General features: G+C 62.9%; 22 protein-coding genes. 9 read left to right on the plus strand and 13 right to left on the minus strand.

Annotated features, from left to right (window positions below):
• Positions 1–18: 18 nt before the first annotated feature.
• Together FHW75_RS24875 and FHW75_RS24880 are read right to left on the minus strand one after the other, a co-directional pair.
• Positions 19–1,329, minus strand: coding sequence for a hypothetical protein (locus FHW75_RS24875; protein WP_025752807.1), 1,311 nt, complete (start codon positions 1,327–1,329; stop codon positions 19–21).
• A 178-nt stretch (positions 1,330–1,507) separates the two neighbouring features.
• The gene (locus tag FHW75_RS24880; RefSeq protein WP_025752805.1) at positions 1,508–2,995 is read right to left on the minus strand and encodes an aldehyde dehydrogenase family protein; all 1,488 of its coding nucleotides are present in this window, start codon (positions 2,993–2,995) and stop codon (positions 1,508–1,510) included.
• A gap of 208 nt (positions 2,996–3,203) precedes the next feature.
• Here FHW75_RS24880 and FHW75_RS24885 point away from each other — a divergent pair, with 208 nt between their 5' ends.
• The 3 genes from FHW75_RS24885 to feaR all read left to right on the plus strand — a co-directional run bounded on the left by FHW75_RS24885 (position 3,204) and on the right by feaR (position 6,311).
• Positions 3,204–4,700: an APC family permease gene (locus tag FHW75_RS24885; protein ID WP_019096834.1), complete on the plus strand. Its 1,497-nt coding sequence runs from the start codon at positions 3,204–3,206 to the stop codon at positions 4,698–4,700.
• Positions 4,681–5,253, plus strand: a complete 573-nt coding sequence (locus FHW75_RS24890; protein ID WP_019096833.1) for a DUF3156 family protein — start codon at positions 4,681–4,683, stop codon at positions 5,251–5,253. Before FHW75_RS24885 ends, FHW75_RS24890 begins: the two co-directional genes overlap by 20 nt.
• Before the next feature lie 113 nt (positions 5,254–5,366).
• A complete protein-coding gene (gene feaR / locus FHW75_RS24895; protein WP_025752803.1) occupies positions 5,367–6,311 on the plus strand; it encodes a transcriptional regulator FeaR in 945 nt (314 codons plus the stop codon).
• Between the two features lie 30 nt (positions 6,312–6,341).
• Here the strand turns inward: feaR and FHW75_RS24900 are convergent, their stop codons facing one another.
• Positions 6,342–7,640, minus strand: coding sequence for an FAD-binding oxidoreductase (locus FHW75_RS24900; protein ID WP_183674912.1), 1,299 nt, complete (start codon positions 7,638–7,640; stop codon positions 6,342–6,344).
• 154 nt (positions 7,641–7,794) lie between these two features.
• Between FHW75_RS24900 and hpaR (FHW75_RS24905) the strand changes: the two genes are divergently transcribed.
• Positions 7,795–8,217, plus strand: a complete 423-nt coding sequence (gene hpaR, locus FHW75_RS24905; protein WP_019096830.1) for a homoprotocatechuate degradation operon regulator HpaR — start codon at positions 7,795–7,797, stop codon at positions 8,215–8,217.
• Positions 8,218–8,228: 11 nt separating this feature from the next.
• Here the strand turns inward: hpaR (FHW75_RS24905) and FHW75_RS24910 are convergent, their stop codons facing one another.
• A complete protein-coding gene (locus FHW75_RS24910) occupies positions 8,229–8,819 on the minus strand; it encodes a TetR/AcrR family transcriptional regulator (RefSeq protein WP_019096829.1) in 591 nt (196 codons plus the stop codon).
• A gap of 200 nt (positions 8,820–9,019) precedes the next feature.
• Here FHW75_RS24910 and FHW75_RS24915 point away from each other — a divergent pair, with 200 nt between their 5' ends.
• Together FHW75_RS24915 and FHW75_RS24920 are read left to right on the plus strand one after the other, a co-directional pair.
• Positions 9,020–10,189, plus strand: a complete 1,170-nt coding sequence (locus FHW75_RS24915) for a p-hydroxyphenylacetate 3-hydroxylase oxygenase component (protein WP_019096828.1) — start codon at positions 9,020–9,022, stop codon at positions 10,187–10,189.
• A gap of 76 nt (positions 10,190–10,265) precedes the next feature.
• Entirely contained in the window at positions 10,266–11,195 is a 930-nt protein-coding gene (locus FHW75_RS24920; protein WP_019096827.1) for a p-hydroxyphenylacetate 3-hydroxylase reductase component, read from the plus strand.
• 50 nt (positions 11,196–11,245) lie between these two features.
• Here FHW75_RS24920 and hpaI read toward each other — a convergent pair whose 3' ends face one another.
• The 8 genes from hpaI to FHW75_RS24960 form a co-directional block, all read right to left on the minus strand.
• A complete protein-coding gene (gene hpaI / locus FHW75_RS24925; protein WP_019096826.1) occupies positions 11,246–12,049 on the minus strand; it encodes a 4-hydroxy-2-oxoheptanedioate aldolase in 804 nt (267 codons plus the stop codon).
• 10 nt (positions 12,050–12,059) lie between these two features.
• Positions 12,060–12,863 (minus strand): 2-oxo-hept-4-ene-1,7-dioate hydratase, encoded by an 804-nt coding sequence (gene hpaH / locus FHW75_RS24930; RefSeq protein WP_019096825.1) that lies wholly within the window; start codon positions 12,861–12,863, stop codon positions 12,060–12,062.
• 17 nt (positions 12,864–12,880) lie between these two features.
• Positions 12,881–14,188, minus strand: coding sequence for an MFS transporter (locus FHW75_RS24935; RefSeq protein WP_084296741.1), 1,308 nt, complete (start codon positions 14,186–14,188; stop codon positions 12,881–12,883).
• A 55-nt stretch (positions 14,189–14,243) separates the two neighbouring features.
• A complete protein-coding gene (locus tag FHW75_RS24940) occupies positions 14,244–14,648 on the minus strand; it encodes a 5-carboxymethyl-2-hydroxymuconate Delta-isomerase (protein ID WP_019096823.1) in 405 nt (134 codons plus the stop codon).
• Positions 14,649–14,709: 61 nt separating this feature from the next.
• Positions 14,710–15,633 (minus strand): 3,4-dihydroxyphenylacetate 2,3-dioxygenase, encoded by a 924-nt coding sequence (gene hpaD, locus FHW75_RS24945; RefSeq protein WP_019096822.1) that lies wholly within the window; start codon positions 15,631–15,633, stop codon positions 14,710–14,712.
• 60 nt (positions 15,634–15,693) lie between these two features.
• Positions 15,694–17,154, minus strand: a complete 1,461-nt coding sequence (gene hpaE / locus FHW75_RS24950; protein WP_025752796.1) for a 5-carboxymethyl-2-hydroxymuconate semialdehyde dehydrogenase — start codon at positions 17,152–17,154, stop codon at positions 15,694–15,696.
• Between the two features lie 5 nt (positions 17,155–17,159).
• On the minus strand, positions 17,160–17,924 hold the full coding sequence (locus FHW75_RS24955; RefSeq protein WP_019096820.1) for a fumarylacetoacetate hydrolase family protein: 765 nt from the start codon (positions 17,922–17,924) through the stop codon (positions 17,160–17,162).
• 10 nt (positions 17,925–17,934) lie between these two features.
• Positions 17,935–18,594 (minus strand): fumarylacetoacetate hydrolase family protein, encoded by a 660-nt coding sequence (locus FHW75_RS24960; protein ID WP_025752793.1) that lies wholly within the window; start codon positions 18,592–18,594, stop codon positions 17,935–17,937.
• A gap of 171 nt (positions 18,595–18,765) precedes the next feature.
• Between FHW75_RS24960 and hpaA the strand changes: the two genes are divergently transcribed.
• Positions 18,766–19,671: a 4-hydroxyphenylacetate catabolism regulatory protein HpaA gene (gene hpaA / locus FHW75_RS24965; protein ID WP_025752791.1), complete on the plus strand. Its 906-nt coding sequence runs from the start codon at positions 18,766–18,768 to the stop codon at positions 19,669–19,671.
• 155 nt (positions 19,672–19,826) lie between these two features.
• On the plus strand, positions 19,827–20,249 hold the full coding sequence (hpaR, locus tag FHW75_RS24970) for a homoprotocatechuate degradation operon regulator HpaR (protein ID WP_027615010.1): 423 nt from the start codon (positions 19,827–19,829) through the stop codon (positions 20,247–20,249).
• Between the two features lie 61 nt (positions 20,250–20,310).
• Here the strand turns inward: hpaR (FHW75_RS24970) and FHW75_RS24975 are convergent, their stop codons facing one another.
• On the minus strand, positions 20,311–21,399 hold the full coding sequence (locus FHW75_RS24975; RefSeq protein ID WP_019096817.1) for an asparaginase: 1,089 nt from the start codon (positions 21,397–21,399) through the stop codon (positions 20,311–20,313).
• Positions 21,400–21,713: 314 nt separating this feature from the next.
• Between FHW75_RS24975 and FHW75_RS24980 the strand changes: the two genes are divergently transcribed.
• The gene (locus FHW75_RS24980; RefSeq protein ID WP_019096816.1) at positions 21,714–22,670 is read left to right on the plus strand and encodes a sugar ABC transporter substrate-binding protein; all 957 of its coding nucleotides are present in this window, start codon (positions 21,714–21,716) and stop codon (positions 22,668–22,670) included.
• The last annotated feature ends 16 nt before the right edge of the window (positions 22,671–22,686 follow it).

Consider the following 22,686-nt stretch of genomic DNA (forward strand, 5'->3'; position numbering starts at 1 on the left):
CCGGTTTCAAAGGTGGCTTCAGAACGGCACGGCCACGGTCAACTGGCTGTACACATTGGTGCCATTTCCTCCCACCTGGTTGCCACCGTTACTCTCGTCCTTGCGCGGTTGGTACAGGCCCACCAGCGGGCTGATGATCAGGTGTTCGGTGACCGCCCATTCAATGTACAGGTCCAGTTCGCGGGCATCGAGGTTGAGGCTGTCGCGGGTGCGCACCGTGTCGAAGTCGAAGTACAGGGCGCCGACCGTGAGGTTTTCCAGCGGCGTCGCCTTCACGCCCACATGGTGGATGCCGGTGTTGCTGTTGAACGGGCCTGCATAATTGGCCGCGACTTCACCCTGAAACCAGGTGCCGTAACCGTTGGACAAGCCGCTGAACAGCGAGTCCCAGCCGGCCGAGTAGCGGGTATAGCGGTAGGTGATCGAGGGGGCCCAGGGCAGGTCGGCGAAGGTGTAGCCGGTCTGCAGGTACCAGGCTTGTTCTGGGCCGTCGGTCTTGTCCTGCCAGGCGTATTCGAAGGCGAAACTGGCATTGTCGATGCCGGCACTGCCTTCGCCGCGCACGCTGTACACGTCCATGCCTTCGCGGGCCTTCTGGAAGTCGCTGGCCCACTGGTCGGCGACGTCGATGCCGTGGATCCAGGTCAACCCCACGGTGCCCAGTGCATGGGTGTAGTCCAGTGTGCCGGCGGCCAGTTCGGTTTCGGCCTGGGCGCGGTTGTCGGATTTCAGCCACAGCAGGCTGCCGTGCAAACCTTCGCTGCCACCCAGGCGCAGCATCGCAGTGCGGTCGAAGGCGTGCCGGGCGGCCAGGTAGTAGGCGCCACCACGGTCCAGCGCACCCTCTGCCACGCCATTGCCCAGGTTCGGGCCGTCATCGTTGATCAGGAAGCCGCTGCCCAGGCGAATGGTCTGGCGGCCGGCGGAAATGTCCACGCCGTCCTTGCCCAGCACGGGGAACAGGTCGGCCGAGCGCCAGCCGAGGAAGGCGTCCTCGATCTTGGTGGTGCGTTCGGAACCGTCGGTGTTGCCGGCTGCATCGCCATCGCCCCAGGTGGCCGAGCTTACCCAGTTCAGGCTGCCATACAGTGTGCCGTTGCCAGCCAGGCCTTGGTCACCGCTGAGGCCATACTTGATGAAGCCCTCGCGCCAGGTTGATCCCCCCGGGGTGCCGTCGTAGTTCTTGCGGCTGTTGAACATGCCCCATACCGCCAGCATGTCGGCGTTCAGGTGGCTGTCGTCGTCTGCGTACAACTCAACAGCCTGCACGGCCTGGCTGGCCAGCAAGGTGACGAGTGCCAGGGTGGACAGCGTTTGCGGTTTGACCATTACACATCCCTCGATTGTTCTCGGCCCGCTTCACAGGGGGCCTTTGTTGTTCGGGGGCACCCTCGGCTTGGCGAGGGGCCATCGCGGTTGGCGGCGATGGCCTATTAGGGCGTGTGCGGTGGGGCGGGGTCTTGTTCGTGGCTGCCAAGGCGCTTGCACGCCTTGGCCAAGGGGTGGGTCAGTAGCGGATCATCACCGATTTGAGTTCGGTGAAGTCATCGATGAACGCCGAGCCGAACTCGCGGCCGATGCCGGATGCCTTGATGCCGCCAAACGGTACCGCCGGGTCGAGCAGGGTGTGCATGTTCACCCACAGGGTACCGGCCTGGATTTCCGGGATCATGCGCATGGCTTTGCCCAGGTCGTTGGTCCACAGGCTGGCGCTGAGGCCGTAGGGCGAGGCGTTCATCAGGTGCAGCAGTTCGTCTTCGTCGTCATAGGGCAAGAAGGTGGCTACCGGGCCGAAGGTTTCCTGGTTGAGCAGGGTGTCGCTGGCCGACCTGGCGAGGATCACCGTGGGGGCGACGAAGCAGCCGGGGCCGTCGCCCAGCTTGCCGCCATGGATAATCTGGCTACCCTCGGCGCGTGCGATGGCGAACAGTTCGGCCAGCTTCTGCTGGTGCGGTTTGTTGGCCACCGGGCCGAACTGGGTGGCTTCGTCCAGCGGCGAGCCGATTGTCAATTGGCCCAGGCGCTGGGACAGGGCGTCCAGCAGCGGGTCGATGCGCGAGCGGTGCACGTAGAAGCGCTCACCCGCAGCGCAGATTTGCCCCGAATGCAGGAAGCCGGCTTCGATGATGCCGTTCACAGCCTTGTCGGTTGCTACATCGGGCAAGAAGGCCACCGCGTTCTTGCCGCCCAGCTCCAGCGTCGCGCGGGTCAGCTTGGCGCCCATGGCGGCCTGGCCGACGGCGATACCAGTGGGCACGGAGCCGGTGAACGAGACCTTGTCGGTGCCCGCGTGCTCGATCAGCGCCTTGCCCACCAGGCCGCCACCGGTCAGCACGTTCAGCGCCCCGGCCGGCAGGCCAGCTTCTGTGGCCAGTTCGGCAATACGCAGCAACGTCAGCGGGGTGAACTCGCTGGGTTTGAGGATGATGCTGCAGCCGGTGGTGAGCGCCGAGGCCAGCTTCCAGATGGCGATCATGGTGGCGAAGTTCCACGGCACGATGCCCACCACCACGCCGATCGGTTCACGCAGGGTAAAGGCGCTGTAGCGTTCACCCGCAAACGAGGGCAGCGACGGGGTAATGGTTTGCCCGGTGATCTTGGTGGCCCAGCCGGCGTAGTAGCGCAGGAAGTGTGCAGCCTGCTCTACTTCGAAGGCGCGGGAGATGCCGATGAGCTTGCCGGACTGCAAGGTTTCCAGCTGCGCCAGTTCTTCGCGGTTGGCTTCCAACAGGTCGGCCAGTTTGAACAGTACGGCGGCGCGGGCGGCGGGGCTGGTGCGCGACCACGTTGTGAAGCCTTGGCGCGACGAGCTGACGGCGTGGTCGACATCGGCCTGGTTGGCGTCGGCGATGTGGGCGATGGTCTGGCCGTTGGCCGGGTTGACCACGGCAACTTGCGCGGACGACTGGCTGGCGAGGTGCTGACCGTGAATGAACACGCCATGCTCGCGGGCCAGGAATGCCGTGACGGCAGGAAGGAGGGTAATGTCGCTCATGCAAACTCCGGGGGCAGGAAGCCAAAGCCTGCAGCTTAGTGAGTAGGCGAGGGCGGTTCTTGTGCCAGCGTGACAGCGGCATGTCTGTGGCTGCCAGGGGCTGGCAGGCAGCAACAAACCCGGCGGCAGCCATTGGCAAGACGCCATGCCACCCGCAGCGCAGAGTAATCACTCGTTCAACGCCACAAAAACAAGCCGGGGCACAACGATGTCACTCAATAACAAGCTCACCGAGCACCTCAACCGCGGTACGGTCGGTTTCCCCACCGCACTGGCCAGCACTGTCGGGCTGATCATGGCCAGCCCGGTGATCCTCACCGCGACCATGGGCTTTGGCATCGGCGGCAGCGCCTTTGCCGTGGCCATGGTCATTGCCGCGCTGATGATGCTGGCGCAGTCCACCACCTTCGCCGAGGCCGCGTCGATCTTGCCGACTACTGGCTCGGTGTACGACTACATCAACTGCGGCCTGGGCCGCTTCTTCGCCATCACCGGCACGCTGTCGGCCTACCTGATCGTGCATGTGTTTGCCGGCACCGCCGAAACCATCCTCTCGGGCGTGATGGCGCTGGTGAACTTCGAACACCTCAACACCCTGGCAGAATCTGCCGGCGGATCGTGGCTGCTGGGGGTGTGCTTCGTGCTGGCGTTCGCGGTGCTCAATGCCTTTGGCGTCAGCGCCTTCAGCCGTGCAGAAGTGATCCTCACCTTCGGTATGTGGACCACCTTGATGGCGTTCGGTGTGCTGGGCCTGATCGTAGCACCGGCAGTGGAGCTGGACGGCCCGTTCGGCGTATCGCTGGTGGGCACCGACCTGATGACCATCCTGTCGCTGATCGGCATGGCCATGTTCATGTTCGTTGGCTGCGAGTTCGTCACGCCTCTGGCGCCCGAGCTGCGTCGTTCGGCCTGGGTGCTGCCGCGTGCAATGGCACTGGGGCTGTTCGGCGTGGCCAGCTGTATGTTCATCTACGGTGCGGCGATGAAGCGCCAGGTGGAAAACGTGCTGCTCGATGCCGCCAGCGGCGTCCATCTGCTGGACACGCCCATGGCCATCCCGCGCTTTGCCGAGCAGGTGATGGGTGATATCGGCCCGGTGTGGCTGGGCATTGGTTTCCTGTTTGCTGGCGCTGCGACCATCAACACGCTGATGGCCGGTGTGCCGCGCATTCTCTATGGCATGGCGGTTGACGGCGCGCTGCCCAAGGTATTCACCTACCTGCACCCGCGCTTCAAGACGCCGCTGCTGTGCATCCTGGTGGTGGCGCTGATCCCTTGCCTGCACGCATGGTACCTGGGCGGCAACCCGGACAACATCCTGCACCTGGTGCTGGCCGCCGTGTGTGCGTGGAGCACTGCCTACCTGTTGGTGACGCTGTCGGTGGTGATCCTGCGCATCCGTCGCCCGGACCTGCCGCGTGCCTACCGCTCGCCGCTGTTCCCGCTGCCGCAAATCGTCTCCAGCACGGGCATTCTGATCGGCATGGCGTTCATCACACCGCCAGGCATGAACCCCGCCGATGTCTATGTGCCGTTCGCCATCATGCTGGGTGCGACTGCGGCCTACGCATTGTTCTGGACGCTGTGCGTGCAGAAGGTCAACCCGTTCAAGCCGGCGCGGGTGGAGGATGTGCTTGAGAAGGAGTTCGCCGCCGAGCCTGGCCATGCCGTGGAGCACGTGGTGCATGATCAAAAGTTTGCGTAAGCAGCTGTTGGCGCCTCGGGCGCCTTCCGGCTACTGCCCAGGGGCGACGTTGGTGTGTCTGGCGCGCAACCTGGGGCAGCAGGGCATCGCGTCGGCCGGGGTGTTTCAAGACCCGGCTCAAGGCTGGCGGGCCGAGGTGCATGAACGTGTCGAGGCGCACTTGCTGATGCACATCGTCACTTGCGAGTTCCAGTTGCAGGTTGCTGCCCAGCAAGGGGGCGACGTGAGCCTTGAAGTGCGCCATGCCGGTGCGTTGCGGCGCACGGGCCTCACCTGTGTATACCGCAAGGGCGACCAGGCGCGCTTCACCCGGCTACGTGATGGCCTGCAACAGCATGAAGCATTGCTGGCGGCACTGATGCCGCTGGACTTCAAGCGCCTGACCCTGGCCTGCCACGAGGCCCAGTGGTTGCTGACGCTGGAGCACATGGGGGGTAGCGAAGTGGTCAACCGCATGCCTGCGTTTCGCCGCTATATTTCGATCAGCCCGCAGCAACGGGCGCATCTGATGGCCAGCCTGGCCAATTTCAGCACCTTGCTCCCTGCTCTTTGACGCCGCTTGGCATACGCCTTGCTGTGTCTACCGACAAATGATGACAGTTGTGCGCACATAGATAACATGTTAACAATGTGCGCATAACAACAAATCCTGCGTCGAGGGCAGCCATGCATACTCAACAATCCAACCGTCAGGGGCTGGAACGCTGGACCACGGCCATGCAGCAGATCTGCGGCCGCTTCGAGACGGAGCTTGCGTCCAATCACTCGCTGTTCATTGGCGAGGTTTCCACCTTTTCCCGCGCCGGCTTGCCGCTGGCCAACCTGCGCACCAACGCCGGCAACATCCGCCGGCTGGGCGAAAACCCCACCCTCGACGATGACCAGCATTGCTTTCTGGTGAGCCAGCGTGCGGGCCATTCGACCGTGTCCCAAGGCGGCATGCAGGTCAGCCTGGCGCCGGGCGAGTTGCTGCTGATGGATTCGGTCGGGCGTTGCGAGATCACCCCCAGCGGTTTGATCGAGCACGTCTCGTTGGCGCTGTCACGCGAGCAGGTCCGCAAGTACGTGCAGGGCAGTGGCCCGATGTTCGGCAAGATTTCCTCGACCAACGCCTGCGGGCGCATGTTGCATGTGTTGATGGACCAGCTGTGCAAGGACGGCAATGTGAGCGGTGATGGCGCCCAGGGTGACGCGCTGCAGACCGCCTTTGTCGCCCTGCTGGAGCCAGGCTTCGAGCGCCATGGCGAAACGCCGGGTAATCTTGGGGCCTTGAGCGGTGCCAACTTGCGCGGCTACGTGCAGCAGGTAATCGACGAGTCGCTGTCACAGCCTGGGCTTACTCCATCCAGCCTGGCCGGGCGCCTGAACATTTCGGTTCGCCACCTGTACCGGCTGTTCGAGGAGGAGGGCGATAGCGTATGCCGCTACATTCAGCGGGCACGGCTGAAGCGCAGCGCCGATGACCTGGCCAACCCGTTCTTCAAGGGCGAGTCGATTACCTCGATCGCCTACAAGTGGGGATTTACCGACTCGGCGCATTTCAGCCGTTCGTTCAAGAAGCAGTTCGAGCGCTCGCCCAAGGACTACCGGGCTCAGGTCACCGCCAGGTAATGCTTGACGAACGCCTCGCTGTTAAAAGGTTCAGCGACGGCCGTTGAAGTAGCCCGACAGCTGGTGCACGGTCTTGCCGGCGGTGAGCAGCAGCGGGCGGAAATGGTCCTTGCCGAAGATGCGCGCATGCTTGACCGAGCTGACCAGGTCATAGCGTTTCGATCCTTCCTGCATGCCCTCGGCGAGGACTTTGCAAATGATGTGGCTGGGCGTGACGCCAAAGCCCGAATAGCCTTGCACATAGAAGGCATTGGGCCGGTTGCTGAGGGTGCCGATCTGTGGGAACAGGTTGGCACTGGTGGCCATCGGGCCACCCCAGGCCAGGTCGATGCGCACGTCTTTCAGGTAGGGGAAAATCTTCAGCATCAGGGCGCGGTTCCAGGCCTTCAGGTCCCGCGGGAAGTGCTCGATAAAGGGCGTGGCGGCGCCAAACAGCAGCCGGTTTTCGCGGGTGACCCGGTAGTAGTCGATCACCGGGCGAATATCGCTGTAGGCTCCGCGAATTGGGCTGATGCGCTCGATCAGCTCGTCCGCCAATGGCTCGGTCATCATCTGGAAGGCATAGGTGTTGATGGTGCGTGCGTGCAGTTCTGGCTCCAGCTTGTTGAGGAAGCCGTCGCAGGCCCACAGCAGCTTGCTGGCGCGTACCGAGCCGCGGCCAGTGCGCACCTTGATACGCTCGCCGTAGGTCACTTCCAGAGCGGGGCTGTGTTCGAAGATGCGCGCACCATGGCCGACCAGTGCCTGTGCCTCGCCCAGCAGCAGGTTGAGTGAATGTACGTGGCCACCGCCCATATGCAGCAGGGCGCTGCTGTAGGCATTGCTGCCGATGATCTGGCGCACTTCACTGCCGCCAAGAAACCGGATTTCGTCGTGTGTGTTGATCGCCTTGAATGCCTTTTCCCATTGGCGCAGGGTCTGTTCCTGGCGGCGGTTGAAACCCATGTACCCGTAGCCGTGGCAGAAGTCGGCGTCGATGGCGTAGCGGGCGATGCGCGCCTTGATGATGCCGGCGCCCAGTTCGCTGATCTCGAAAATGTCTCTCACACCCTGGTCGCCGACACTGCTGCGGATCTTCTCCAGGTCGTGGCCTATGCCTGCCATGATCTGTCCGCCGTTGCGCCCGGTACCACCATAACCCAGGTAGCGGGCTTCGAGCACGACGACATTGGTCACGCCTTTTTCTGCCAGCTCCAGTGCGGTATTGATGCCAGAGAAGCCGCCACCGATCACCACGACATCGGCCTCGATGTCGCTTTCCAGCGTGGGGAAGCTCAGGTTGTACTTCTTGGTCGCCGAGTAGTAGGTGGGGCTTTCGAGGGTGATCATGTCGCAGCCTGCTGAATTGAAAGGGTGATAAGGCCGTTTCGAGAGGCGCCCGGGCGTTGCTGCAACGAAATGGGTAGAAACCATTCTATTAATGTATTAATGATTCTGCACTGGCATACTCGCCGGTTTGCTATTCTCAGCCCCACGAGCCCGCATGACCACACCAAGACCCTCCCTGACCCTGACCTTGCTGCAGGCGCGCGAAGCCACCATGGCGTTCTTCCGCCCGGCGTTGAATGCCCATGACCTGACCGAGCAGCAATGGCGGGTAATCCGTATCCTGCGCCAGCAAGGTGAGCTGGAAAGCCATCAGCTGGCCGAACTGGCGTGTATCCTCAAACCCAGCATGAGCGGGGTGCTCAAGCGTCTGGAGCGCGACGGCATCGTGGGGCGGCGCAAGTCGCCGGAAGATCAGCGCCGGGTGTTCATCAGCCTGACGGACGTTGGCCAGCAGGCATTCTTGGCGATGAGCGAGGAAATGGCGCGCAACTACGACAAGATCATCGCCCAGTTCGGCGAGGACAAGCTGCAGCAGTTGATGCAGCTGCTGGATGAAATGAGAAAGATAAAACCCTGACGCACCCGGCGTCAGGGGTTGAGCGACAGCGAATCTTCCAGCACTTTCAGCAGCGCTGCCGCGCGCCGTTCATAGGCGCCGGGGCCTGCGTACATCAGTTCCACATACAGGCTGTCGATGATGCCTTGGTAGGCATCGGCATACAGTGCCAGCCGGCTTTCTGCCCAGCCGTGGCGAACTTGCAGGGCCTGGCAGAACCCCGCACGTATGCCGTCCAGGTAGTGCTCGAAGCCCGATGTGACAACCGGCTTGATGCTTGCCGGGGGCAGGAACGCCGTGCGCAGCACAAAGCGCAGTTCGGCCGAGTCGCGATAACGGTCTGCCAGGTGCAAGGCCAGCCAGTGACCGGGTGCCAGGCCGTCGCGGGTTTCCTGGGCAAAGGCGTGCTCGACAAAGGCCGTTTCCTGCACCAGCGCCCGCTGGAACACTTCCAAGAACAAGGCATCCTTGTTGGCGAAGTGGGCATACAGGGAGGCCTTGCGCATGCCGGCCAGCTGGGCGATTTCGTTCAGCGAAGAGGCGTCGTAGCCGTACTCGGCAAAATGGCCGACGGCGGCATCGCACACACGCACCGCAGAAGGGGAAAGGTCTTTCAACTGCATCGCTCCGTCAGGGGCGCGGTGGCCCGCGCGCGTCTCGAGGGGGATTGTGGTGATCGAAAATGCACGGGTCAATGCTTGTCGCAGGGCAATTTGACAGCGCCATGGAAAGTGCAATGTTCCCCTCGGAACGTGCATTCCGCCGCCCAATCACGGCTCACATACTGATCGCGTCTTCGAATCCAATAAGAAAGAGACCGTTCATGAAAAAGCCAAACCCGCTGCTGGAAGACCTGAAGTCCATCCTGCCGACCATTGCCGCCAACGCCATGCGCGCAGAACAGGACCGCAGTGTGCCGGCAGAGAACATTGCCTTGCTGAAAAGCATCGGCATGCACCGCGCTTTCTTGCCCAAACTTTACGGTGGTATGGAAATCACCCTGCCGGAATTCGCCCAGTGCATCGCGTTGCTGGCCGGTGCGTGTGCCAGCACCGCCTGGGCCATGAGCCTGCTGTGCACCCACAGCCACCAGATGGCGATGTTCTCGCCCAAGCTGCAGCAAGAAGTGTGGGGCGCCGACCCAGATGCCACCGCCAGCAGCAGTATCGCGCCGTTCGGCCGTACCGAAGAGGTCGAGGGTGGGGTTTTGTTCAGCGGCGAGATGGGCTGGAGCTCTGGTTGCGATCACGCCGAATGGGCGATCCTCGGTTTCCGCCGCAAGAATGCCGAAGGCAGCCAGGACTACTGCTTCGCCATCCTGCCACGCAGCGACTATGAAATCCGTGATGACTGGTATGCCGTTGGCATGCGCGGCAGTGGCAGCAAGACCCTGATCGTGCGCGATGCCTTCGTGCCCGAGCATCGCATCCAGAAGGCCAAGGACATGATGGAGGGCAAGTCGGCAGGCTTTGGCTTGTACCCCGACAGCAAGATTTTCTTCGCCCCGTACCGCCCGTATTTCGCCAGTGGCTTCTCCACCGTCAGCCTGGGTGTTGCCGAGCGCATGCTGGAGGTGTTCCGCGAGAAAACCCGTAACCGCGTGCGGGCCTACACCGGTGCAGCGGTGGGCGCCGCCACCCCGGCGCTGATGCGCCTGGCCGAATCCACCCACCAGGTGGCCGCCGCCCGCGCGCTGCTGGAAAAGAGCTGGGACGAGATTGCCGAGTACAGCGCCCGCCATGAATACCCCACGCGGGGCACGCTGGCGTTCTGGCGCACCAACCAGGGCTATGCGGTGAAGATGTGCATCCAGGCTGTCGACCGGCTGATGGAAGCGGCGGGCGGTGGCGCCTGGTTCGAGAGCAACGAACTGCAGCGGCTGTTCCGCGATTCGCACATGACCGGCGCCCATGCCTACACCGACTACGACGTGTGTTCGCAAATCCTCGGCCGTGAGCTGATGGGCCTGGAGCCCGACCCGGCCATGGTCTGAGCCGCCAGCTTTTTAACCATCCCCATAAGCACAACAACAATCAGGGCAGGCTGCCAAGCCTGCCCGGGAGCTTTGCATGTCCAACGAAACCTTCGATTCACGTGCCTTCCGCCGCGCCCTGGGCAACTTCGCCACGGGCGTGACCGTGGTGACCGCCGCCGGCCCCAGTGGCCGCAAGGCCGGCGTCACTGCCAACAGTTTCAACTCGGTGTCGCTGGACCCGGCGCTGATCCTGTGGAGCATCGACAAGCGCTCGACCAGCCATGAGGTGTTCGAAGAAGCCTCGCACTTTGCCGTGAACATTCTGGCGGCTGACCAGATCGACCTTTCCAACAACTTCGCCCGGCCGAAGGAAGACCGCTTTGCCGGTATCGACTACGAAACGGGCGCAGGTGGTGCGCCGCTGTTTGCCGACTGTGCGGCACGCTTCGAGTGCGAAAAGTACCAGCAGCTGGACGGTGGCGATCACTGGATTCTGGTAGGCAAGGTGGTGGCCTTCGACGATTTCGGCCGCTCGCCGTTGCTGTACCACCAGGGCGCCTATTCCATGGTACTGCCGCATACCCGCATGACCCAGCGCGCAGAGGGGCAGGCACCGAGCAGCCACTTCCAGGGCCGCTTGCAGCACAACCTTTACTACCTGATGACCCAGGCATTGCGGGCGTACCAGGCTGACTATCAGCCACGCCAACTGTGCACCGGGCTGCGGACCAGTGAGGCGCGCATGTTGATGGTGCTGGAGAACGATGCGGGGCTGAGCCTGAACGACCTGCAACGGGAAGTGGCGATGCCGGCGCGGGAGATCGAGGAGGCGGTGGCCAACCTCAAGCGCAAAGGGCTGATTGCCGATGACGACGGGCGGGTACGGTTGTCAGTGAAGGGGGTGGACGAGACCGAGGCCTTGTGGACCATTGCCCGGGAGCAGCAGGACAAGGTGTTCGGACAGTTCAGTGAAGACCAGCTGGATACCTTCAAGACCGTGCTCAAGGCCCTCATCAATATCTGAACATCGTTGGGGATGGCACCGGCTGCGCCGGTGCCATCCTCCAGAGGGTCTTAGTAGACACCACCCCCAGTACTACCAGCCAGTGGCGTACCTTTGAACTTCCCCGCCAACTCGCGCAGCCCGCGCATCAGCACCGTGGTATCCACCCCCACCGCCACAAACGCCGCGCCCAGCTCGATGTAACGCCGTGCCAGCTTCTCGTCGGCACTTAGAATGCCTCCAGCCTTGCCCGCCTTGCCAATACGCACGATGGCGTCTTCGATCGCTGCCTGCACCTCAGGGTGCCCAGGATTGCCCCGGTGCCCCATGGCCGCACTCAGGTCCGCAGGCCCGATAAACACGCCATCCACACCTTCCACCGCAACGATCTCGTCCAGGTTGGCCAGGCCTTCCTTGTTCTCGATCTGCACCAGCAGGCACATCTGCTCGTCTGCCTGGTCCAGGTAACCGGGGATGCTGTTCCAGCGCGAAGCCCGCGCCAGTGCGCTACCCACCCCGCGAACGCCCTTGGGTGGGTAATGCATGGCCTTCACCAGTTGCTGCGCCTGCTCAGCGCTTTCCACCATCGGCACCAGCAAGGTCTGCGCGCCTATATCCAGCACTTGTTTGATCAGCGCGGTATCACCGATCACCGGGCGGATCACCGCTTGGCTGGGGTAGGGCGCCACCGCCTGCAACTGCGCCAGCATGCCGCGCAGGTCGTTGGGCGCGTGCTCGCCGTCGATCAGCAGCCAGTCGAAACCGGCATTGGCGGCCAGCTCGGCACAGTAGGCATCGGCCAGACCCAGCCACAGGCCGATCTGCGGCTCGCCGCTGCGCAGGCGTTGCTTGAAGTGATTGATGGGCATGTCCATGGGCAGGTCCTCAAACGAAGCGGCAGGCGATGGAGCCAAGCATGTCGTAGTCGACGTGGAAGGTGTCGCCAGGGCGTGCAGCGACCGGGCGGGTGAACGAGCCGCCCAGGATGATCTGGCCAGGTTGCAGGGTGACGTCGTACGCGGCCAGTTTGTTGGCCAGCCAGGCCACGCCCTTGGCCGGGTGATTGAGCACGGCGGCGCTGACCCCGGACTCCTCGATTACGCCGTTACGGTAAAGCACGGCTGGCACCTTGCGCAGGTCGATCTCGGTAGGGCGCACGGCGCGGCCCCCCATGACCACACCCGCGTTGGCCGCGTTGTCGGAAATGGTGTCGAACACCTTACGCGTGGCCTGGGTTTGCGGGTCGACCTGCTGGATGCGCGCGTCGATGATTTCCAGTGCCGGGATTACCCACTCGGTGGCATCCAGCACGTCGAACACGGTGACGTTGGGGCCTTTGAGTGGCTTGCCGAGGATGAACGCCAACTCCACCTCGACGCGCGGCACGATGAAGCGCTCGAAGGGGATGTCGCTGCCTTCGTCGAACAGCATGTCATCGAGCAGGGCACCGTAGTCGGGCTCGGTGATGTTCGACGACACCTGCATGGCGCGGGAGGTCAGGCCGATCTTGTGGCCTACCAGCTTGCGGCCGGCGGCGATCTTTTTCGCCACCCAGGCGCGCTGGATGGCGTACGCGTCTTCGATGGTAATGGCCGGTTGATCCAGCGAGAACTGGCGCACTTGCTCGCGGCTGCGTTCGGCCCGGTCGAGGCGTTCGGCGGCGTGCTGGATAAAAGCGTTGTCTAGCATGGGGGAGGTCTCTTGATTCAAGGGTTGACGATGGCGGCCCGGGTGCGCAGCACCAGCAGGCCACCCAGGGCGATGAACATGGCCAGTACGTACAGGGCCAGGCTGGCGCTGTGGGTGGTGTCACGTACCCAGCCGATGAAGTAAGGCGTGAAGAACGAGGCAATGCTGCCCAGCGAGCTGATCAGGGCAATGCCGGCAGCCTGGGTGCGTGAATTGAGAAATGCCGGTGGCAGTTGCCAGAACATCGGCAGTGCGGCGCTGGCGCCCATGCCGGCCAGCACCAGGCCGGCCATCACCGGCAGCGCCTGCTCGGGGGCAATCGCAGCAATGGCGATACCCGTGGCTGCCATCAGCAGCGGTACACACAGGTGCCAGCGGCGTTCACGCAGGCGGTCGCTGGAGCGGCCGCAGGCCAGCATGAACACGCAGCCGGCCAGGTATGGCACGGCGCTGAGCAGGCCGACGTTGGCATCGCTGCCCACCCCGGCACTGTGAATCAGGCTGGGCATCCAGAACGCCAGGGTGTTGACCGCCAGCATCACCGCGCAATACACCGCCACCAGCAGCCACAGGGCCCGGCTGGCGAAAATGGCGCTGAACGAGGTGACCGGCTTGCGGTGTTCTTCCTCGCCAAACTGAGCGCGCAGCGTGGCTTTCTGCTGATCGTTCAGCCAGCGTACTTTTTCGAAATGCTCCGGTAGCACAGCCAGCACCACCAGGCCCAGCAGTACCACCGGCGCGCCTTCGAGCAGGAACATCCATTGCCAGCCACGCAGGCCGGCGGTGTCATGCATGAAGGCCAGGATAGCCCCGGACACCGGCCCGCCAACCACCCCGGCCAAAGGCACGGCAATGGCGAACAGCGCGGTTATCTGGGCACGGCGCCCGGCCGGGTACCAGCGGTTGAGGTACACCAGAATGCCTGGGAAGAACCCGGCCTCGGCCGCGCCCAATGCAAAGCGCAGCATGTAGAACGCTCTGCTGCTCTCGATCAGCAGCATGCTGGTGGACAACAGCCCCCATACCACCATCAGGCAGGCGATCCAGCGGCGCGGGCCGACGCGGTCCAGCATCAGGTTGCTGGGTACGCCGAACAGCGCATAGGCAATGAAGAACAGCCCGGCGCCCAGGCCGTAGACCGTGTCGGACAAGTGCAGGTCCTGGCTCATCTGCATCTTGGCGAAGCCGATGTTGATGCGGTCCAGGTGGGCGAACAGGTAACACACCAGCAGCAACGGCATCAGCCGCCAGGTGACTGCCCGATGGGTACTCTCGGCCCGTTCAACGTGTGCCTCGCGCGGCGAGGCGTGTTCGAGTGTGCTCATGTTTTTGTACTTGTTCTGTAATGAGTCAGGGAGGGCGTGGTTTTGAACCGGCGCGCTAGCGGTTGAACAGTGGGTGCAAGGTGCTGTGCTTGGCGTCGTAGACCTGGGCGGTGCTGTGGTCGATCTGCACGGTGATGCCGATCGGGCGCTGTTGCAGCAGTGGGTCCAGGCGGGCTTTCAACACCGCCAGCAGGTTGTCGCCTACTGCCTTGTGCACCTCGGTGCTGCGGCCGGTGGCCATGCGCAGGTTGGCGTACAGGAACCCGTAATCGCCCTTGCCGTCAGCCACCGCGCAATGGGTGGCGGGGTAGGCCAGCACGCGGGTGCCGCCGGTGGGGAACACCGCTTTGCCCTCGGCATCGCGCTGTTCCAGCATGGTGTCGGCCAGGGCACGGCACAGGCCGGGGATGTCGGCGTCGGTTTCCAGGTCGGGGGTGTAGAGCAGAACCAGGTGTGGCATGGGCGCTTCCTCGGTGAGGCGCGGCTGGCCATCCGTGGGCGGCCAGCCACAGACAGGTGAGTTACAAGCGGCTGGTCGACACCACCGCAGCCGGGTTGGCAGCCTGCGCCGCCGGGATGGACTTTCCATCCTGCGGGGTGACCGGGAAAATCGCGTTGATCTGCCCGGTGCCGGACGAGCCGAAGTAGGGCGTCACCACTTCGGCCTTGCCGTCGTAGTTGGACCAGCCCAGCGCACCCAGCAGCATGGCCGTATCGTGCATGAAACCTTCGCCGTGGCCCTTGGCGGCATACTCCGGCAGCATCCCGCAGAAGGCATCCCACTCGCCGTCCTGCCACATTTGCACCACGCGGTGGTCGAGGGTTTCCAGGAACGGGCTCCACACCTTGGTGGCGAAGTCCGGCGCCTGGCCGTTCTGCGCGAAGCGGTGCGACAGCGAACCGCTGGCCAGGAACGCCACGGTGCCGTCGTAATGGTCTTCTACTGCCTTGCGCATGGCCCAGCCCAGGCGGGCGCTGTCGGCCAGGTAGTGCGAGGTGCACAGTGCCGAAACCGAAACCACCTTGAAGTGCTGGTCCTGGTTCATGTAGCGCATCGGCACCAAGGTGCCGTATTCCGGGGCGAGGGTGGTGGCGTGGTGGGCCATGGTCTCGACATTGAAGCGGTTGCATTCCTCGGCCAGCAATTTGCCCAGCTCGGGGTTGCCGGGAAAGGCGTAGGGCATGTTGCTGATGAAGTGCGGCAGTTCGTTGCTGGTGTACACGCCCTCGAAGTGCGGGCCGCAAAGCACGTGGTAGTTGGCGTTGACCAGCCAGTGGGTGTCGAACACGACGATGGTGTCCACGCCTAGCTCGCGGCAGCGGCGGCTGATTTCGTAATGCCCGTCGATGGCTGCCTGGCGAAAGCCCTGGCGTGGGCCTGGCAGTTCGGACATGTACATGGAGGGGACATGTGTAATCTTGGCGGCGAGTGCCAGCTTGCCCATGGTTTGACTCCTTATTCTTGTGAGGCCGCCGGGCCGCAGGCTGGCCCGGTGGCAAGTGGGTCACACGCCCCAGCGCGGGATGTGGTGGCTACCCATGGAAATACACACGTTCTTTATCTCTGCAAAGACCTCGAAACTGTACTGCCCACCTTCGCGCCCGGTACCGGAGCCTTTCACGCCGCCGAACGGCTGGCGCAGGTCGCGCACGTTCTGGCTGTTGATGAACACCATGCCGGCTTCGATGCCGCGTGCCAGGCGGTGGGCCTTGCCGATGTCCTGGGTCCAGATGTACGAGGCCAGGCCGTACTCGGTGTCGTTGGCCAAGTGCAGCGCTTCGGCTTCGTCCTTGAACGGGATCAGGCACACCACCGGGCCAAAGATTTCTTCCTGGGCAATGCGCATCTTGTTGTTCACGTCGGCGAACACGGTGGGCTGGATGAACTGCCCTTTGGCCAGGTGCGCCGGCAGGTTGGCCGGGCGCTCCAGGCCACCGGCGACAAGGCGTGCACCTTCTTCGATGCCGATGCGAATGTAGCCGGTGACCTTGTCGTAATGCTGCTGGGTAATCATCGAGCCGACCTGGGTTTTCGGGTCGGTCGGGTCACCCACGATCAGGCGCTTGGCGCGGGCGGCGAACTCGGCAACGAACTGCGGGTACACGCTTTCCTGGATGAAGATACGGCTGCCGGCGGTGCAGCGTTCGCCGTTCAGCGAGAAGATGGTGAACAGTGCGGCGTCCAGTGCGCGTTCCAGGTCGGCGTCTTCGAAAATCAGCACCGGTGACTTGCCGCCCAGTTCCATCGAGTACTTTTTAAGGCCAGCGGTCTGCATGATCTTGCGACCGGTAGCGGTGCCGCCAGTGAAGGAAATGGCGCGCACATCCGGGTGGCGGACCAGCGCGTCGCCGGCGGTAGCGCCATAACCCTGGATCACGTTCAACACGCCGTTGGGGATGCCGGCTTCAACCGCCAGGCGGCCCAGTTCGTTGGCGGTCAGCGGCGACAGTTCGCTCATCTTCAATACCGCCGTGTTGCCCAGTGCCAGGCACGGCGCGGTCTTCCAGGTGGCGGTCATGAACGGCACGTTCCACGGGCTCACCAGGCCACACACACCCACTGGCTGGTACAGCGTGTAGTTGAGCATCTGGTCGTCGACCGGGTAGGTGTGGCCGTCCATGCGTGTGCACACTTCGGCAAAGAAGTCGAAGTTGTGCGAAGCACGCGGGATCAGCACATTCTTGGTCTGGTGGATCGGCAGGCCGGTGTCGAGGGTTTCCAGCTCGGCCAGTTTCGGCACGTTCTGGTCGATCAGCTCACCCAGCTTGCGCATCAGGCGCGCACGTTCCTTGGCCGGGGTGTTGGCCCACTTGGGGAAGGCTTCCTTGGCTGCAGCCACCGCTTGGGCCACTTCTTCGGCGCCGCCGCTGGCAACTTCGCCAATGGCATCGCCGGTGGCCGGGTTGTAGTTGACGAAGGTGTCTTTGCTCTCGACCTCACGGCCGTTGATCCAGTGCTTGATCATGCTGCTCATGCCTTGTTGTTCTTGAAGAAGTCAGCTTCGCTGACGATACGGTTGACCAGGCGACCGACGCCTTCCACTTCCACCACCACTTCGTCTCCCGGCACCACGTCGGCCAGGCCTTCCGGCGTGCCGGTGGCGATCATGTCGCCCGGTTGCAGGGTCATGAAGCTGGAGAAGTATTCGATGAGGTGCGGGATGTCGAAGATCATGTCTGCGGTGGTGCCTTCCTGCTTCAGCTCACCATTGATCCAGGTGCGCAGCTTCAGGTTGCTCACGTCCGGCACATCGGCGGCATCGACGATCCACGGGCCGACTGGGGTGGTGGCGTCGCGGTTCTTCACCCGCAGGTTGGGGCGGTAGTAGTTTTCCAGGTAGTCGCGGATGGCGTAGTCGTTGCACACGGTGTAACCGGCTACGTAGTCCAGGGCGTTATCACGCTTGACGTTTTTCGCCGCCTTGCCAATGACCGCGACCAGCTCGCACTCGTAGTGCATGTACTCGACATTGTCCGGGCGCCAGGTGACCTGGTTGTGGCCGGTGTAGGTGCCCGGCGACTTGATGAAGGCCAGGGGTTCGGTGGGCGGAGCGAAGGCCAGCTCCTTGGCGTGGTCGGCGTAGTTCAGGCCCAGGGCGAACATGCTGCCGGTGGCGGGCGGCAGCCAGGTGACCTGGTCTTGATGGACCAGGCGGCCGTCGGTCAGGCGCAGGTGATCGCCTTCGACAGTAACGTCATGAACCTGGCCGTCGAACTGGATACGGGCGTGTTTCACAGGTAATTCCTCACTCGGCGACGATGTAGTTGGTCAGCTTGCCCAGGCCGTCGATCTCGATATCGACGCGGTCGCCTGGCTGTACATCGACGCGGCCCTCGGGGGTACCGGTGATCAGGATGTCGCCGGCGTGCAGGGTCATGAACTCGCTGATTTCGGCAATCAGCTGGGCCACCGTGCGCACGCAGTTGGCGGTGTTGTTGTGCTGGCGCAGTTCACCATTCACAAACAGGCGCAGGCCCAGGGCATCGGGGTTGGCCACCTGGCTGGCCGGTACCAGTTTGGGGCCGAAGGGGCAGAAGCCGTCCCGGCACTTGGCCTTGACGGCCGGGCGGTAGTAGCTGTCTTCGGGCAGGCTGACTTCGTTGACGATGGTGTAGCCCGCCACATGTTTCAGGGCATCGGCCACGCTGAGGCGGCTGGCGTCCTTGCCAATCACCACGCCCAGCGCCGGGCCAGGTTGCAGGCGCTGCACGCCGGCCGGGAATACGACCTGGCCTTCGTGCTGGTTGCGGGTGTTCGGGGTTTTCACGAACAGCACCGGCTTGACCGGCAACTGCTTGTACGGTGCTTCGACGAACGCCGCGTGGTGCTGCTGCAGCAAACCCTGGTAGTTCAGCGCGACGCCGAACAGAGTGCCGCTGGCAACGTCATGCAGGGCATGGCTCATGCTCTTCTCCTGGCAGTGCAGGGCGGTGGCCGTCCTGCGGATTTTGTTAATGTGTTAATGTTATAGTTAATATGTTAACGATGGTCAAGGGGTGGCCAGTGGCGCCTGCCGACAAGGCGGTGCACCATGGGCCATCGTCAACAGGGTCAAGCGATTTGCGAGCAAGCAGCCATGAGCGACCGGCATCCGATACCGAATATCAACATCGGCCAGGTCTACGACCAGCGCTACAGCGATAGCGAGGTGCATTACGACCGGCTGGGCAACCTGGCGGGCTTTTTCGGGCGCAACATGCCGGTGCACCGGCATGACCGGTTTTTTCAGGTGCATTACGTGAAGTCGGGCACGGTGCGCGTGTATCTGGATGACCAGCAGTACATCGAATCGGGGCCAATGTTTTTTCTCACGCCGCCGACCGTGGCCCATGCTTTCGTCACCGAGGCGGACAGCGACGGGCATGTGCTGACCGTGCGCCAGCAACTGGTGTGGCAACTGATTGAAGCCGATGCCAGCCTGCTGCCGGCAGGCATGCAGGTGCAGCCGGCCTGTGTGGCGCTGGGTAATTTGCCGACCGAATACCAAGCCGAGGCGCAGCGCCTGCAAGGTTGGCTGGAAGCGTTGAGCGACGAATTTGCCACGCAACAGCCGGGGCGCGAGGCGGCAATGCAGTCGCTGACGCGGTTGATCATGATCAGCCTGTTGCGCTTGTGCCCCAACTCGCTGGAGTCGACCCCGGCCCGGCATGAAGACCTGAAGATCTTCCACCGTTTCAATGCACTGATCGAAGCGCATTACCTGGAGCACTGGCCGCTGGCCCGCTACGCGCAGCAAATTGGCGTGACCGAGGCGCGGCTGAACGACGTGTGCCGACGCATCGCCGACCTGCCGTCCAAGCGCCTGGTACTGGAGCGGCTGATGCAGGAAGCCAAGCGCCTGTTGTTGTTCTCTGGCAGCACGGCCAACGAAATCTGCTACCAGCTCGGCTTCAAAGACCCGGCCTATTTCAGCCGTTTCTTTAACCGCTATGCCAAGCTCACCCCCGGGGAGTACCGCCAGCGGCAGGCGGGCTTGCAGTGAAGGGGCCATGGCAGCGTACCCGGGATGTGTTGTTGTTTGCAGCGGATGGTCGCAGCACGCGCGCCAGGCTTGAATGGGTTTTCCGTGGAACAGATTGCACTTTCCATCGTGCATGCCCTTAAATTCGTGAACAGAGAAAAACCACAGGCTTGACCATGACCAAGACGCAACCTTCGCTCACGCTGAGCCTTCTGCAGGCCCGGGAAGCCGCAATGGCATTTTTCAGGCCGTTGTTGAACGAGCACGACCTGACCGAGCAACAATGGCGGGTGATCCGCATCCTCAAGCAGCATAGTGAGCTGGAGAATTACCAACTGGCAGAGCTGGCCTGCATCCTCAAACCGAGCATGACCGGGGTGCTGGGGCGGCTGGAGCGCGACGGGCTGGTGCGGCGGCAGAAGGCCGCGCAGGACCAGCGACGTGTTTTCGTGACGCTGACCGAGCGCGGGGAGGCGTGCTTTGCCTCGATGAAGGAGGGGATGGAAGCCAATTACCAGAAGATTCAGGCGCAGTTTGGCGAAGAGAAACTGCAGCAACTGATGGGGTTGTTGAATGACCTGAAACGCATCGCGCCCTGAGCCCTCCCAAGGCAGCGTAATACCCCCCAGAGCCGGCGAACCGGCCCTGAGGGCGGAACGATCAATACTCCCAGAAGATCCGCTGCAGCTCTTTGCTGTCCTGGGTCTTGGTCATCGCCACCATCGCCAGAATCCGCGCTTTTTGCGGGTTCAGGTCATGGGCCACGACCCAGTCGTTCTTGTCATCCGGCTGTTCGGCGTTGCGCAGCACGAAACCACCCTGGTTGACGTGCGACGAGCGGATGATCTGCACGCCATTCTTGCGCAGCTCCTGCAGCGCCGGCACTACGCGCGACGATACCGAGCCGTTGCCGGTACCGGCATGGATCAGTGCCTTGGCACCGTTTTGCGCCAGCGCCTTGTAGGCCGTGTCGGTCACGTTGCCATAGCCATAGGCGATGTCTACCTGCGGCAGGCTGCTGATCTGCTTGATGTCGAACTCGGAATTGACCGTATGGCGCTTGGCCGGCAGGCGGAACCAGTACGACTTGCCTTCCACTACCATGCCCATCGGGCCCCAGGCGCTCTTGAAGGCTTCGGTCTTGATGTTGACAGACTTGCTCACGTCACGGCCGGACTGGATTTCGTCGTTCATGGTCACCAGCACGCCCTTGCCGCGCGATTGCTTGTCGCTGGCCACGGCCACGGCGTTGTACAGGTTGAGCATGCCGTCGGCAGACATGGCCGTGCCCGGGCGCATCGAGCCGACTACCACGATCGGCTTGTCGGTCTTTTCCACCAGGTTGAGGAAGTAGGCGGTTTCTTCGAGAGTGTCGGTGCCGTGGGTGATGACGATGCCGTCGACGTCTTTGCTTTCGGCCAGTTCGGCAACGCGCTTGCCCAGCTTCAGCAGGTCTTCGTTGGTGATGCTCTCGGATGCAATCTGCATCACTTGCTCGCCGCGTACGTTGGCCAGGTCGGCCAATTCAGGCACGCCGGCAATCAGCTTGTCGACGCCCAGCTTGGCGGCCTGGTAGGTGGCACTGTTGGCGGCACTGGCGCCAGCGCCGGCAATGGTGCCGCCGGTGGCGAGGATAACCACGTTGGCCAGCTTCTGCTGGGTTTCGGCTTCTTTGGCCGAGGCGGTGGCGGGCAGGATCAGCAGCAGGGCGAGGGCGCTGGGGGCGAAGGTTTTGAGTACAGCATTCATCGTTATTGTTCTCTCTCTTCCTAGTGAGATTTTTTGTATGTCGCACAGGACTCAAGGCATGTTTCATACCAGCTTGTGCGAATGAGTGATGGCGCGGCCTTGTGCCGCGAACGGTGACAGTATTCCATTCGAAATTCCGAACAGGCGTAGGAAAAGGTGTTCGGTTTTCCGGAAAAATTCTGGATAATCGGCACCAGGAGCATTCAGCCCACCGAACGCCAAACGGATTTGACAAACCCCGGTCTTGTTTCCATAGTTAGGCAGCGCAAACGTTTGCGATCCGATAAAAAACACAAGATTCGGAGTCATCGTCCATGAAACTGCCGTTCCCCGGTCGTCTGCTGGCCCTCGCTGTCGTTTCTACCTTGTCCCTCGCCCTGCCGTTTTCCGCCGCCCACGCCGAAGACAAGCCCAAGGTCGCCCTGGTGATGAAGTCACTGGCCAACGAATTCTTCCGCACCATGGAGGACGGCGCCAAGGACTACCAGAAAGCGCATGCCAACGAATTCGACCTGATCGCCAACGGCATCAAGAACGAGACCGACACCGGCGAGCAGATCCGCATCGTCGAGCAAATGGTCAATGCCGGCGCCAAGGCGCTGGTGATCGCCCCGGCGGATTCCAAGGCACTGGTCTCCGCAGTGAAAAAGGCCATGGACCAGGGCGTGGTGGTGATCAATATCGACAACCGCCTGGACCCCGAACTGCTCAAGAGCAAAGGCATCAGCGTGCCCTTCGTTGGCCCCGATAACCGCAAGGGCGCGCGCCTGGTCGGCGACTACCTGGCCAACGAGAAACTCAAGGCCGGTGACCAGGTCGGCATCATCGAAGGCGTGCCGACCACCACCAATGCCCAGCAGCGCACCGCCGGCTTCAAGGACGCCATGGACGCCGCACAGATGAAGATCGTCTCGGTGCAGAGCGGCAACTGGGAGATCGACAAGGGCAACGCCGTCGCTGCCTCCATGCTCAACGAATACCCCGACCTGAAAGCCCTGCTGGCCGGCAACGACAGCATGGCCCTGGGCGCGGTGTCGGCCGTGCGCGCTGCCGGCAAGACTGGCCAAGTGCAAGTGGTGGGCTACGACAACATCAACGCCATCAAACCCATGCTCAAGGATGGCCGCGTGCTCGCCACCCTCGATCAGGCGGCCAGCCAGCAGGCGGTGTACGGCATTCAGGCGGCGTTGAAAATGGTCAAGGGCGAGAAGCCGGACGTGGATGCCGACAACGTCATCCAGACCCCGGTCCAACTCATCACCAAGCCCTGATTGCTGGCAGGAGAAA

Origin of the sequence: Pseudomonas sp. OG7, from assembly GCF_014192825.1 — a bacterium.
Lineage (GTDB): Bacteria > Pseudomonadota > Gammaproteobacteria > Pseudomonadales > Pseudomonadaceae > Aquipseudomonas > Aquipseudomonas monteilii.